The sequence below is a fragment of the Acidovorax sp. PRC11 genome, from assembly GCF_031844105.1.
GTDB lineage: Bacteria > Pseudomonadota > Gammaproteobacteria > Burkholderiales > Burkholderiaceae_C > Paracidovorax.
In genome coordinates this window covers 414,231-427,675 of sequence record NZ_JAUZUQ010000001.1, presented here as the reverse complement: position 1 = coordinate 427,675, position 13,445 = coordinate 414,231, and the positions used below count along the sequence as shown (strand labels likewise).

Annotated in this window: 14 protein-coding genes; 4 read left to right on the top strand and 10 right to left on the bottom strand. The window is 63.9% G+C overall.

What is annotated here, in order from left to right; all coding sequences use genetic code 11:
- Nucleotide 1 precedes the first annotated feature (1 nt).
- Genes mobH through Q9R47_RS01945 form a run of 3 tightly spaced genes read right to left on the bottom strand, consistent with a single transcriptional unit; the run spans nt 2 to nt 2,826 of the window.
- Nucleotides 2–1,795, bottom strand: coding sequence for a MobH family relaxase (gene mobH / locus Q9R47_RS01955; RefSeq protein ID WP_311231509.1), 1,794 nt, complete (start codon nt 1,793–1,795; stop codon nt 2–4).
- Nucleotides 1,796–1,848: 53 nt separating this feature from the next.
- Nucleotides 1,849–2,511, bottom strand: coding sequence for a FlhC family transcriptional regulator (locus tag Q9R47_RS01950; protein ID WP_311231508.1), 663 nt, complete (start codon nt 2,509–2,511; stop codon nt 1,849–1,851).
- Complete coding sequence (locus Q9R47_RS01945) at nt 2,512–2,826, bottom strand: hypothetical protein (protein ID WP_311231507.1); 315 nt, start codon at nt 2,824–2,826, stop codon at nt 2,512–2,514.
- Nucleotides 2,827–3,173: 347 nt separating this feature from the next.
- Here Q9R47_RS01945 and Q9R47_RS01940 point away from each other — a divergent pair, with 347 nt between their 5' ends.
- On the top strand, nt 3,174–3,839 hold the full coding sequence (locus tag Q9R47_RS01940) for a S24 family peptidase (RefSeq protein ID WP_311231506.1): 666 nt from the start codon (nt 3,174–3,176) through the stop codon (nt 3,837–3,839).
- Nucleotides 3,840–3,932: 93 nt separating this feature from the next.
- On the opposite strand, the gene Q9R47_RS01935 is transcribed toward Q9R47_RS01940, so the two are convergent.
- From Q9R47_RS01935 to Q9R47_RS01910, 6 genes are all read right to left on the bottom strand, one after another.
- Nucleotides 3,933–4,997: a DUF932 domain-containing protein gene (locus Q9R47_RS01935; RefSeq protein ID WP_311231505.1), complete on the bottom strand. Its 1,065-nt coding sequence runs from the start codon at nt 4,995–4,997 to the stop codon at nt 3,933–3,935.
- Between the two features lie 283 nt (nt 4,998–5,280).
- Nucleotides 5,281–6,285: a toprim domain-containing protein gene (locus Q9R47_RS01930; protein ID WP_311231504.1), complete on the bottom strand. Its 1,005-nt coding sequence runs from the start codon at nt 6,283–6,285 to the stop codon at nt 5,281–5,283.
- Nucleotides 6,272–7,909, bottom strand: a complete 1,638-nt coding sequence (locus tag Q9R47_RS01925; protein ID WP_311231503.1) for an ATP-binding protein — start codon at nt 7,907–7,909, stop codon at nt 6,272–6,274. The genes Q9R47_RS01930 and Q9R47_RS01925 overlap by 14 nt, the downstream gene beginning before the upstream one ends.
- Nucleotides 7,910–7,975: 66 nt before the next feature.
- Nucleotides 7,976–8,323: a hypothetical protein gene (locus Q9R47_RS01920; protein WP_311231502.1), complete on the bottom strand. Its 348-nt coding sequence runs from the start codon at nt 8,321–8,323 to the stop codon at nt 7,976–7,978.
- Complete coding sequence (locus Q9R47_RS01915) at nt 8,320–8,541, bottom strand: hypothetical protein (protein WP_311231501.1); 222 nt, start codon at nt 8,539–8,541, stop codon at nt 8,320–8,322. The genes Q9R47_RS01920 and Q9R47_RS01915 overlap by 4 nt, the downstream gene beginning before the upstream one ends.
- 33 nt (nt 8,542–8,574) lie before the next feature.
- On the bottom strand, nt 8,575–9,156 hold the full coding sequence (locus tag Q9R47_RS01910) for a hypothetical protein (RefSeq protein ID WP_311231500.1): 582 nt from the start codon (nt 9,154–9,156) through the stop codon (nt 8,575–8,577).
- Between the two features lie 493 nt (nt 9,157–9,649).
- Between Q9R47_RS01910 and Q9R47_RS01905 the strand changes: the two genes are divergently transcribed.
- The 3 genes from Q9R47_RS01905 to Q9R47_RS01895 all read left to right on the top strand — a co-directional run bounded on the left by Q9R47_RS01905 (nt 9,650) and on the right by Q9R47_RS01895 (nt 12,126).
- A complete protein-coding gene (locus Q9R47_RS01905; RefSeq protein ID WP_311231499.1) occupies nt 9,650–10,435 on the top strand; it encodes a DUF1845 domain-containing protein in 786 nt (261 codons plus the stop codon).
- A gap of 422 nt (nt 10,436–10,857) precedes the next feature.
- Nucleotides 10,858–11,097 (top strand): AlpA family phage regulatory protein, encoded by a 240-nt coding sequence (locus Q9R47_RS01900; protein ID WP_311231498.1) that lies wholly within the window; start codon nt 10,858–10,860, stop codon nt 11,095–11,097.
- A gap of 168 nt (nt 11,098–11,265) precedes the next feature.
- On the top strand, nt 11,266–12,126 hold the full coding sequence (locus Q9R47_RS01895; protein WP_311231497.1) for a hypothetical protein: 861 nt from the start codon (nt 11,266–11,268) through the stop codon (nt 12,124–12,126).
- A gap of 29 nt (nt 12,127–12,155) precedes the next feature.
- On the opposite strand, the gene Q9R47_RS01890 is transcribed toward Q9R47_RS01895, so the two are convergent.
- Nucleotides 12,156–13,445, bottom strand: a complete 1,290-nt coding sequence (locus Q9R47_RS01890) for a DUF1173 domain-containing protein (protein WP_311231496.1) — start codon at nt 13,443–13,445, stop codon at nt 12,156–12,158.

Here is a 13,445-nt window from a genome sequence, read left to right as displayed (position 1 = left end):
GTCAGCGGCCTCGCTGCTGTGTGGCGGTAGCGTCGGGTGGGGTGGCCGCGTCTCCTTCGGCAGCGAGGCCAAAGGCCGCAGGATCCAGGCCTTCGACGTGGGCGGGTGCCAGGATCACGCCTACCACGGTGGTGCCGCCGATCTGGCGCGAGACCGTGGGCGGGCCGTCTGGCTGCAGGCGCCGGATCATCCGGGTATCGTCCAGCGCGCGGATCGCGATGCTGGGTTGTATGCCGCGGCGTTCGAACTCCGCAAGCGGCACAAAGACGCCCTCGGCCACAGTGCAGATATCCGACGCAGAGGCGCCGTCATTGAGGGTCGCCACGATGTCGGCCAGGGCTTTGCGCACGGCAGGATTCAGGCGCATTGGGGCTCGCAGGCATATGGCGGGTGGTTCCGCCCTCGATGGAACTGACGCCGGTGCTTCAACCAGGGCATCGGTTTCTTGCGGCGCAGTTTCTGGCGCATCGGTGTTGCCAGGGGTATCCAGCAGCGACAGCTGTTCTGCTGGTGCGGCTGCCGCAGGTACCTCGGGTGGGGGCGTGGTTGGAGGAGAGGCCGCGGTCGCCGTGGCGGTAGGTGAATCCGCAGCTACTGCGGACTTCGTGTTGGCTGCCTGCGCCGGTGGCTTCGTTGGCTGTGAAGGCGCAGCAACGAGGTTTGCCGTCAGGGCGATGGGCTGCGGCTCCAGGCCCGCCAGCAAGATAGACGGATTGGCGAGCTTCACCGCTTCGATCGACGTCTTAGCTCCTGGCGGCTCGATGTCCCAGGTTTCGCGGCCGACGCGGGCCGCCACGAATACCTTCGCCTCGAGCAGCAAATCCAGCAGGGTATGGGGCGATTTCGGGATACCGACCAATTGGTCGCTTTCCAGCAGCGACAACGCATCCTCCGCAGCCCCCGGCCAGACCAGGAACAACCCCTCCGGCCCCAGCCAGACACGGCTCTTGTCGCGGTTCGGCGTCCACCCGGAATGGCCGGCGGCCAGGCGGCGCAGCGCGTCCACGAGGTAGCGCTCGAGGTGAGATCCATACTGGGGCTTGCCGTAGCGGTCGGCGCTCGCCAGCAGGTTGCGGTCGATGACCAGCGCCATCGACCGGCGCACGAGTTCGTCCAGGACGTTGTGCTCGCGGTACTGGGGGACGCCCGCGATGCTGGCCAGCAGCTGCGGCACCACCAGGGAATTGCCATCTCCCAGCATTTGCAGCACTTCGGCCGGGACGACGTGGGCCAGGGCGAACAGGCCCACGCCCCGGGACTCTCGCGCATTGGTGCGCCAGCGCACGAAGTAGCGATCGGCTGCTCGCTGCTCCAGCCACGGCGCCAGACCTCCCAGGAATGCCGGCCACTCCTCGCCGTCCGCAGTGGTCACGATGAGGTGGGTCAGCGTCCGGTGCAGTTCGCAGCACAGTCCGCCTATGAAGGTCGCGATGCGCCAGCGCGGCTCCAGTTCACGGCGCTCGGAGATCGTGGCGCGTCCAGAGAAGATGTGTGCGTCCGTGCCCTGCAGGCTGAAGAATGCCGTCTCCAGCCCGAGCTGCAGCAGACCGCCGGGCGTGTGGAAATAGTTGTCGGCGGTGGCGGGAAGCAGGTGCACGAAACGTGCATAGCCCTGAACCAGTGGCATCAGCTCGCGCTCGAAGGTGGCGCGATCCGCGCCGAAGCACAGTTTGATCCGGCCCAGAAGCGCCTGGTGTCCCGCGATGACGGCGGCCAAGGGCAGTGCTTCGAAGCCGGGATCCGAGGATGCGAACGGTTGTACGCCGGTGCTGGACGATGAGGTGCCGGGAGCCATCGAAGAATCTCCATGCCCGCGCGGGGCCATGAAGATTCATTGTTCAGGAAGGGCTAGGTTTCGGCTGGCGGCAATGAAGACGAATTGGAGGGGGTTTCGCCATTGGCGTCCGTGACCGCGCCAAGCACGGGCATCAGGTGCGCAATCAGTTCCTCTGAAGCCGTCGGCGGCTCGGCGAAGGATGCGGTGAGGCGCGGGTCGCGGGCGTGCCGATCGAGCAACTGGCAGAAAGGACAGGGCCGTGCAGACGTGTCGGCGCCTGCGAATGTGTCCAGGAACTCGCTGTCACAGCGGGAACACGATGCCAAGCGGAAGCTGGGGGCCTTGGCGATCCACAAGCCCTCGGTGTGCGCGGCGAGATCGAATGCCCGGTCGAAGCTGATCCGAGGCGGGGGCCGGTACATCGACTGGTAGTAGCGGTACGCGCCAACCAGAGCTTCAGGTGCCGGAAAACCCAGATGGCGCATGCGCCGGAAGTTGGCGATGACGATGGACGCCTCGATCCGCTGCACGAGGTTCGCGCGGTGGTACCACTCGCGGGAATTCGGGGCCCTGCCACAGGGCGGCATGGCGTGCGAATTGAACAGCAGGTGCAGCAACTCGCGCGGTCGCAGCCCGGTGAGGTGGTGGATCGTCCGGATGCGCGCGCCCAATGCTGCGCAATCGCGGGCCAATTGCAGCGCCCGCATGCGTTGGCTGATCTTGGTGCCCGGCATCTATCGGGACACCTGAATCTGCATGGGCGGCGCTGGGCGGGGCGGACGCGCGGCGGCCAAGGTGCCCGCAAGCGCCGGCGGCGAGTCGATCAGCGCGACAAGATCGGCCCGCGGAACGAACAGGGAGGTCTGGCCGACCGCATGCACCAGGCTCCAGACCCCGGCAGGTGTCAGGGTGCGCAGGCGTTCGGCCTGGGCCGCATGCAGGTTGAATTTGCGGCAGGTCTCCACCATGTCGCGCTCCGTGCCGACCAGGATGGCATGGAGCAATTGAAGGTTGGTGGATTGCACATCGGATAGAAGCAGGTGGCACATGATCGTTCCTCGATGCCCCTCTGGAGGGGAGTGTCAACAATGTTTCACGGGTACTCGATTCGGGGATGAGGTGGTGGTAAGGTCGTAGTCAGCATATGCTGTCGACCATGAACTGGTGCGCATCAATTGCTGCTTTCTCGAGGGCTGGCTGAATTCGCCACCGTAAAGAGCAGGGGTTGGCGGTCGTTTCCGAAGTCGGCCACATCCGGTAACAAAAGTAGCGGTAAAACACGCGCTTTTGATTTTTTTCGGCGGGAGGTCATGTGACTGCCAAGACAACGTCGTCGAGCCGCGTGGCGCCACGCTTGCCAGTGGATCGGCGTGGAAGGCTGGAGGACAGCCGTGCAGTGAGCCGCGCAGGGCGTTCCTTTGCAGCATCCCTCGATGGTGATCTCGACCTGATTCCTGGTGTGCGTGACCGCCTGCAGGCCAGGCTGATCGCCATGGGCATTCCCGCCGAAAAGACGGTTTCGCACGTGGCCGGGATCACGCAGCGCGCGGCCCAGAGCGTGCGCCGATGGTTCGATGCCAGCGAGCCTGGTTTGCCGGATCTGGAATCGTTCGCCCGGCTGTGCGCGGGTCTGGGCTGCAGTGCGGACGAGATCATCGGAGCGCTGCGGCCCCACGGTGACGATGAGGCCCACTGCGCCCAGCTCATCGAGGTGGCCAACTGCATCCAGGCCATCACCGATTCTCTGGCCCACCATGGTCAGTTGGGCATTCCCATGCAGGTGCCCGGGGACGAAATGGCTCCCCATCTGAAGGCGGGTGATCTGGTCTTCGTCGATTCGGCGGTGACTCAACTGGCCGGCAACGGAATCTATGCGTTCAACTGCAACGGTAGTCTGTACATCCGGCGGGTGGAACGCCGCATGGACCGGAGCATCGTGCTCAAGTGCGACAACAAGGCCTACCAGGACTACGAGTGGACAGGGACAACTGCGGCTGCAAGGCGCCGCGTGAAAATCCTGGGCAAGGTGCGCAGCGCCATCAGCGTGAAGGTGTTCTCCTGACGCCGGCGTGCACAGGCGCGTGAAAACGGGCGGAAGGGGGCATCCCTTCCCGCCACGGTTTCGTCTATGGGCCGCGCACGCGGTTCATGCCACTCATGCCGCTTCGGCGAGCGGCTTCCATTCGGCGGCCGTCAGCTCGATGAGCTTGCCGCCTAATGCCTCGAACTCGGTCGCCCGGTCGTAGTCCTCGACTTCCTGGCTGAAGTGGGTCACCGCGTTGACCAGGCCGTAGCCTGACAGATCGCCCCCGGCCACCAGGTGGCGCAGCACGCCGGAGCGTTCGGTGTCGTTCAGCGTGTAACGCTGGGCCAGCACTTCCACGCTCTGCACCGGATCGCCAGTCAGCTTGATGCCCATGGTCTTTTGCATCTTCACCGCCGCTTGCCGGAACGTCACGTCCGATACCGCTGCTTGAACGACGTCGCGCACCTTCAGGAAAAAGGCCTTGTCGTCGGCCTGCAGGGTGTCGTCCTGGTAGACCGTCACGCCTTCATCCTCCTGGGCGAGCGCGCGGCCGACGTGGGTCTTGCGCAGCGCCCGGTCGGCGACGATCAGGCCATTGCGGCACACCAGACGGAACAGCAGCGGCTGCACCGACAGCGTGCCCTGGCCGACCTCGGAATTCGAGATTGCGATTCCGGCCTGCACGATGTCGCCGGGCGCCATCTCGAACTTCAGCTGCGGCGTCACGCACTTGAGGTACATGCGCGTCTCGGTCAGCTCCACCGATTCGAAGCTGAGTCCGGGCAGGCCCTGCAGGATGGGCAGGACATGCTCGGCCAGGTCGTAGTTGTCCAGGCGGCGGTAGCGGTCGGACAGCACGGCACGCACGCGGCCATCGAGCGTGCGCAGCAGCCGGCGGTCGCCTTCGCTTTGCAGCCAGGTGTTCACGTTGCGGTCCAGCAGCAGGGGCTGGTTCTCGCGCATGCGCTCGAAGTAGGCATACGGAATGCCGAGCTTGTCGGCGAGCTGGCGTCGGGCCAGCGGCGTGACGCCGTAGCTCGCGGGCCCGCCGGCCTCTTCGATGACGAGGGTGGTGCCACCGCCCTCGCTGGTGCTGTGGCGCACCAGCGGCGACGGCACGACCAGATCCTTCTTGGTATCGAGCTGGCGTTGCAGTTCATGGGCCAGGCTCACCAGGGTACGTCCGCTTCTCATGAGAATCTCCTTTGGGGGAACAGGAAAAGCGGGGACGGCAGAGCCCCGGCGGGGATGCATCCCCGCATGGGCTGATGAAGGACCGGTGCAAACCGATCCACGATGGCGCAATCGAATTGCGCGAAAACTCCAAGGCTGCCTTCGCCGCACGATGGGTGTCGTGAACGGCCTGGTCTGGCAGCGACCAGGGGGAGAAACCTTTTCGGTGCAGGCGCAGAGGGAGCACCTCGAACCTGCACTGAAAAGGCCCCGGGAGTGGGCGAGCCCACTCCCGAAGCAAGCATCACGCGGCGCGCAGCACCGTGGACTCCTGGCGCTGCAGCCACACATCGGCCCAATCGGTTCCCGCCAGCTTGGGCAGGAACACCTGGACTGTGCGCGGGCCGCTTTGTGCCTCCTCGCGCTTGACCCGGCGCGCCAGTGCGTAGGCGCTGGCCTGTCCCGTGAAATCGCCGTCGGCATCGTTGTCGCCGTAGATGCACAGGCGTTTGACGGTCTCCGGGATCCAGAGCTTTTCCAGGTTGCCGGCGCTCAGGGCGCTCCACACGGGCTTGCTGGTGGCCAGAAAGACCGCGATCGCGGTCTCTATGCCTTCGCACACGGCAAGTTCCTCCGTCGCCTCGGCCAGCCGGACCGCAGCCCCGACGAAGCCGCTGCAGAGCACCTTCTTCGCATCGGGTGCATCCAGCTTGCAGCCTGCGTTCAGGTAGGTCCGGTGCAGCGTCACGGCGCCCTGGGCGTCCCGCACACTGGCCAGCATGGCCGGGTATTCGGCCACCTTGCGCGCCTTGGCCGCACCTTCCTTCTGGTAGTAGCCCAGGGCGGGGTGGAACCGCAACGAGGCCGGATACTGGCCCAAGGCCAGTCCACGACCGCGCAGGTAGCGATCCACCTCGTCGCCCAGCGTCACCGGTCGGGCTTCGTTCCAGATGCGCTGCACCAGCTTTTTCATGCGGTCCGGCGCGGCTTCGCCAGCAGGTGCCGCAGGAGGCAGCACGCCGACCAGCTTCTCGACGGCACACAGCGCGGTGTGGAAGTCCATGCCCTTGCAGGCCTGCAGCAGTTTGAAGCCGCCGCCTGGCCCGCATTTGCGGCAGTGGTAGTTCCCTTCGCCGAACTTGTCGGTGTACTGGAAGCGATCCACACCATCCTTGCAGACGGGGCAGGGCATGGGCTTGCGCTTGAGCATGCGCTCGTCCAGGCCCAGGGCGCCCAGGATCTCGGTCCAGCGGCCGTGAGCGCGCCGCTTCACGTCTTCCACGCGCGCAGCGTATTCAGCGTTCTGCATGGCCGTCTTCGCCGGATGCGAGCGCCTCTTCCGCGCCGACCAATTCCACCGAACATCCCGGCATGCTGCCCACACCCACCGTCACCTCGAAGCACCGGCCGTGCAGCAATGCGTACTTGCCAAGACCGAGCTCGGACAGCAGCGAGCTGAGCGTCGCGACCGGGTCCGTCGACCGCAGCCTGCGGATCAGGTCGGCCAGTGCCGTGCAATCGGCCTCAGCGTCGTCTTCGCGGTACTGATCGTTTCCATCGACGAAGTCGGACAGCTGCCGTATGGCCTCACCAGAGACTTCGTTGGCGGGCATCAGGACATTGCCGTCGTGGCATACCCCGTCATCCACGAGGATGGCCTCGTGCCCGCCGATGCGGATGCTGACCGATTCGCAGAGGACGACCTGTGGCCAGACCCAGCGACCCTCCAACGTGATGCGCCCGGTTTCACCTTGCGGTTCGACCACGGCTTTCTCCAAATCCGGGTAACGGACATGCGGATGAATCCAATGGTTGCTGTCCAGGCGGTATGCCTCGGTGAACAGCCATTGCTTATGTCGGGCCAGCATCCAGTGCGCGGCGTTTTCCTCGCTGACCGCCCCAATGGACACCAGCGTGACCTGACCGGACTCGATGTCCACGCGGGTGGGGGCTGCGGCGGTTGGCTCGAGATAGTCCTGCTCTCCGTAGCGGGTCTGGATGGGATAGCCAGAGATGCGCTGGAACAGCGCTACAGGCAACTCGTCCATGTCATTGAGCAGATCCTGATGCTGCCATTGGAGCATCGCGTCGAAGTAGGTTGCGACGAAGTCCTGCGGCTTGAGCTGGGTCTTCGCCTCCTCGAGGATGCTGCGCCAGGTCTGCTTGACCTGGGCATCGACCCGCTTGAGCTGCTGGTCGGCGTCGATCAGTTGATCCCGATCGGGGAGCCGGGCCATGAACTGTTGCGGGTCGAGATGAACGACATTCACGGAGTCCGCCTGGAAGAATCTGGGCCGATGAACGCAAAAACCCTGAAGGAACACCAGCGTGGCGTAGGTGGCCTTGCCGTCGCGGTTGCCGCTGACATATACCGCGCCAATCGGAGTGGGGTTCAACGCGATCTTGTCTTCGGCATAGCGGCGCGCCATCGGCGTGCCGTTGAACACCACGTCGACCGGGAAGCCCTCGCACAGTGTCTCCATCTGCTTGGCGAGATCACTGATCTCGACGCTATGCAGTTCGATGGCCGTGCCGTTCACGACGCGCCGCGTGGTGGTGACGTCGAAGGACTCGCGCTGCAGGGCTGCAGCGGTATCAATGTCCACCTGCTGGCGTCCCGATGCGGCCACGATGCGTGAAGCCGCGTAGAGGCACTTGGTGAAGCCGACGCCGAAGGGATGCTCATGGCCTGCCAGGCCCTCATCCCAGCCGGATTCGTGGAAGCTCAGCAGCTTCTGGAAATCTTCCACGCCGTGGCCATCATCCACGACGCGCAGCACCTGATCCTCGGGACGGTGCTCGACAGTGATGTGGTGCGCGCCGGCGCGGCGGGCGTTCTGCAGCAGCTCGGTGACCAGTGTGAACCGGTCCGTGAAGGCATAGCGCTGGTTGCGCAGTGCGCCTTCCTCGTTGAAACGGATCTGGATCTTCATGGTGATCTCCTGAAAGGCCAGCGCCCGCCCGCGCAGCGGGCAGGCCCGCTGGCGGGGTGAAAGAAATCAGGCGCGGGTGCCGGGCGCGCCAAATGCGCTGGACACGCGCGGCACCGGTGCTGTGAACAACTGGCCGCAGGCGAGGGCCTGGGCCAAGCTGTGCTGAGAGAACTCCCAGGGCAGCAGGTGCTGGCAATTCAGCACGTCGCCGCGCTCGTCGAGGCGCTCGACCTTGAATCCAAGCGGATGCCAGTGCACCCGATAGGACAGGCGGTCGGCTCCGGCGATGACGAAGCTTCTGCCGGCTTGGCCGGTGAGCACTTCGCTCTCCTTCACCAGGTACTCAATGTCGCCCAGGGCCTGGACCGTGAGCAGTGCGGCCGGGCGGCTTGGTGAGTGTGCGATGTGATTCACTTTTCGATCCCTTCGTGATCCTCCGGCCGGCAGGCCGGTGGGGTGTGGAGTTCAGCCCGGGCCAGGCGCGCAGGCGCTGGCTCGAACTGCGGCGTGGCGCAGGACGGCGGATCGTCCTGGCGCATGGCTTCTTCCATGGCGACGGCATGCTGGTAGTCCAGGTGGCCGGCCAGGCCGTAGGCGAAGAAGATCGCCAGCAGGCAAAGAACGTCCTTCATGGCGGACTCCTTTCGGATGGGGTTGATGGGCAGTCAGGCAAAGAGGTCGCCCTCGCTGGCGAAGCGCCTGACTTCTTCGTTGATCCATTGCGGGTTGCGGGCCAGTCGCTCTTCCACCCAGTCGGGGTGGTCCACGATGGCCTCGCGCACCCAGGCGGGGTAGCGCTTCAAGGTCTGATGCAGCCAGAGCGGAACGGCGTGACGGATGAAGTCGCGCACTTCCTCGACATCGACCAGGCCGCAGTACGGCAGGGGCGACAGCGGGCTGCAGCCCACCACGCGGAGGCAGGACACAAAGCTGAAGGGCCGGAGGTCCTTGTCGCGCTCGGTGAAGACCCAGCGCAAGGTGTCGAACTTCTCCTCCAGCGGCGTCTCGGGATCGGCCAGGCGGCCGATTTCCTTGAGCAGCCGCCAGTGCAGCAGCACGACGTCTTCCTCGCTCCATTCGATGGGAGAGCCTTGGTCCGCATCCAGCGAAGCCGAGACCGCTGCTGCCGGGGGCGGCGAAGCATCGGTTTGAAGCCTGTCGAGCAGGACGTGGAAAAAAGGCCGCTGTGGCTCGGGATAGATGGAGGAAGCAGCTCGGAACTCGGGTGCGACGCTGGGGTGCAGCATGGTTGGCTCCTTGGAGAAAAGCAGGAGCCAACGCACCAATCAAGGGGCGATAGAGCCCCAAGGGGTGGATGGGTGGACGGATCCGTGAGACGGATCGGAGATTCCTGGGCTGGCTTGGGTAACGGCGCGATGCGCCGTGGGGCCGGTGTGCCAGCGACCGGCGGGGGGAAGCTTTCGGCGCCAGGCCGAGGGCAGGGTCACCCTCGGGGCCGGCCTCGAAAGCCGCCGGCGGGAAGGGCCGTGTGGAGACAGCGATCGTGCGCGTCGCGCTCAGACCGTGTCGATGGAAACTCCAGGGCTTGCCAGGGGTGCAGGGCCAGCTACTGCATGCTTCGCACAGTAGAGGGCCGCCCCTTACGCGTCAATGCCTGAGGCGCAAGCAATGCGCGCCAATGCCGAAAGCAGCCCGACTTCGTGGCCGTTTCGCGTGGCGATCCCCTGGCGGCATGGCCGATCATTGATCCGGGCAGCGCTGCCTCAGGAGAACTCGATCATGGCCGACATTGATTTCGTCAAGCACGACCAAGGGGGTGTCAACGCCCGCATCCTCGCGAAGGAAACCAAGGCCGACTTCCGCCGCGTCGAAGCGGCTTCATTGAAGATCAAGGCGAGCTTTGCCAGTGCCGAGGGCAAGCGCCTGTTCATCCGCTACTTCAACACCTTCCAGTTGGGCATTCATTTCATCTCGGTGATCTCGCGCACCCGGCTGAACCACGACGACGTCAGCAAGGTCGAAGCGCTGATCCGGTCGCAGATGGACAAGGTGGCCGAGGATCTCAACAAGGCGATCGACGGTGCCGAGGCGCTGTTCCACGCGAATGGCATCACCAGCACCGCGACCTACGATACCGTCCCTTTGGATCTGGAGGTGGGGGTGCTTTCGTCGAGCAGCCGCCGGTATCTGGAAATCCTGAGCAAGCTCGATCAACTGATGCCATTGCTGCAGACGCTCGAAATCCACGAAGTCATCACCCAGCAGGCCGTCGATGTCGAACGGGCAGCGCTCAAGCGCAAGGTGCGTGACGTGGCGAACGGGGCGCGCAATCTGGCGACACGCCTGCGGCGGGAGATGAATGCGCTCGACGCGCGCCGTCCGGCGAGTGAGGCTGGAAGCGCGGGTGATGTGGAGAGATCCCAATCCGACGAAGCGCCGCCAGCAGACGATGCCGCAGCCAGTCTTCTGCTGGAGGCCGATGCAGGGCAGGGCGTGGCCGGGGCCGACGACATCGCACCATCCCGGTCTCCGGAGGCCGACGCCGTCCCGGTGGATCCGGCATAGCATCGTGACGTCTCCACGGACAACCGGCTGCGCGCGGGGCCGTTTGCCGGCGCCGCGTTGAATGCGGTCGGTATGTCATGGGCCTCCGAGGGTAAAGTGATGCACAGGGGCTGACACTTCACCTTGGCCTCGCAATCCACTTGGCAAGCAAGTGCGTCGCAGTCGTCACCTGCCTTCAGGCCGCGTTCCTACTACTCGGCCCCATGTATTGAGCGCTGTCCTCATTGTTCTGGCAGGCAGATGTTCATGATCTGCTGATTCAAGCCCTATATACACCCATTGCCCTGTGCCTGAATGGAACGCCTGCACAGAGGTAGGAGTTCTGCGTTCCTCGGCAGCGAAAGCCTTTCAAGACCGACTTCGCTGCGACAGAGCTGGTCATGCCCCTGCACCTTTGGCATTCGCCAAGACAAGGAATGATCATGCAAGTTACCTCGACCACCTCTCCCACTGTGCCCGCCGGACTTCAGGCGCAGCGGCCCACACTGCCGGAGACGGGATTCGTTCGCCAGAAGCTGCTGCTGAGCTTTGTCCCATTTTCCAAGTCCACGCTTTGGCGGCGCGTCAACGACGGCGTGTTCCCCGCCCCGATTCGCCTGTCGGTTGGGATCACGGCATGGCGCGCAGAGGATATTCGGCGCTGGATCGATGAGCAGAATTGAATGACTACTCCGGCGGTGAGAGGGCGCGCGATCCGCGCGCTCAGTCGAAATTTTTGGCCGAAACCAAGGGGCCGACCTGTTGTTTTGAGGGTTAGCGAGCTATGCCAAGCAATGGGCGACACGTATCTTTTCTTCCATTACTTGTATTGATTTGCAATAGCCGTAGATATGCTGAAATTCAATCGTTGCACCCTCTTGGGCTTAGGTTTTTTTGCGGCGGCAATTGCCAATCCCACAATGGCGGCCACCTTGGGGCCTTGCTCATTTGACTCGAAAGCCCTTCGATTTGCCGGAACTGCGGAAAAAACTACGGAATGTCTGCTCAAAAGGGTTCGTGCCAAGGGAGGTGGTTCTGATCTCCAACCCATTCCGGAGTGGCTCTCACAGCGCGTGCTGCAGCCTTTTCCGTTCAATGCCGAACAGGTCGGCAGGTACCTGACGGCTCAAGGGATTTCGAGCTCCGAAATTTCTGACAGGATAGTTGCTGGCGATGCCCCGGGCGTACGGTACTTTGTCATCCATGACACCAGCTCCCCTGAAATCGTCTATCCGTCAACGACGTTTCCCGATGACATGAACACCCCGAGCTGGGCAGGCAATCGACTTCAAGGCTGGCCTGGTCTGGCGCAGCGGGTGAATCTGTTGATTGCTCGAGATGGTGCGTCCAGAGTGCTTCGGCCCTGGGGTGCCGTCAGGAGCAGCCCGGCCACGAAGCTGGAACAGACCTCCAATGTCGCGGCGGCCAAGCCACTATTTGTTCATGTCGAGAATATCCAGCCCCGCATCAAGCCTCAAGGCAGTTGGGGATGGAAAGCGCCAGAGCCAGGACTGGGGCCGAATCAGGAACAGCGTCTGGCGCTTGCATACATCATGGCTAGCCTGCACGCAGGAAGATGGCTGATCCCTGCGTACCACTTCAACATCGATCAGGGTTTTGATGATGTGCATGATGATCCGCAGAACATGGACTTGAAGTCATGGGTTGATCGGATTTCAAGCATTGAAAGAGAAATTGGAAAAGGTGAGTGATTTGGCGGCCTGATGTTTGTTCATTGGCATCAATGCGGAAATCGGCGTTGAAGGCCAGCTGATGAGCCAACAGAGCCCCGTTGCGGCCACGGCGCGATATTGGGCAAGGCCGGTATTGCATTGGCAGTGTGCCAATACCAGTGGGAGGGCGATCCGCCCGTTTGAATCGCCTTTTCTTTCAGGGCCCGATCCTTGACGCTCATGAATTCACTGGTCAGATGCAAGGGGACGGGCGTGGTGCCGCAGTCCAGCAGCAGAGCATTGGGGAAGGCAGCCGCCGCCTTGGCGTCATAGCGCAACGGTTTGAGAAAGCGCCTTCTTTGCGCGATTAAGGCATCGATGAGGGGGAGTTCGTGCACCCCTTCCACGGGGATCCACTGCTCGCTGACCAACATGAGACTGGCAGCGTCTATCTCGTAGGTGAATTCCCGCCGTGCGTGGATCAGCGCCGCAATGACGAGCCGGACGGGGTGGCCGGAATCTGCATCGCGAGCTTCCAGCAGGGCCGCGTAGGTGCGAGCCAGGCGATCCCACGCGCGTGAATCCATCAGAAGCGGAGCATCCGGCATATGGCGGATCCAGATGCGGCAGCTGTTGTCTCCCCGCTCGCAGGTCTTGAACTCGCCGATCACCAGCGCGAGCGGTGCCTGGCCGTCATGGGGCTGCAGTACCGCCAGCTTGGCGCGCCGGCGCTGCGCGATGTCGGCCTTCGCGGATTCGCTGAAAGGCTCGGGCACGTAGAGCCTTTCGGCCAGGGACTTACCCTTGATCTCGACCTCCGCAGCGGCCTCGAGCAGGTACTTGCACAGCACCCCTTGATTGCGCTTCCCGGACATCGCCGGTGTCCACCGGTTGAAGCCGGCGCGTTCGAACAGGAAGTGCGTGACGGCTCTGAGGGTCATGCGCCTGCGCGGTACCGAAACCTCCCCCGGCTCATCCGGCTCGCCGCGCGCGACGGAGCGTCCATGAACGCGCCTCCATGGAAAGTCGACGCGAAGCTCGACATGGCCCGGATGCGTTTCGAGCACCGCGTCGCCCACCAAGTCACCCAGTCCCGAATAGGCGTTGTCGGGCTCATACGATGGGCAAAGTGGATGATGGGACTTGCCGGTGTCCGGCATCCGTTTCACGAGGTATTGGCGGTGCCGTGCCACGTACATCTCGACCCCATCGGGCATGCACAGGCAGCGCGGTCGTTCCGCCGTGTCATGAATCTGGGCGAGCGCCTCTTGCAGGCCCGGGTCGGTGATCTGCCAGACCTCACCACGGATGAGGAATCGCTGCTCATCCGGGGCCGGGGCGGCTGTGACCCCGTTCAT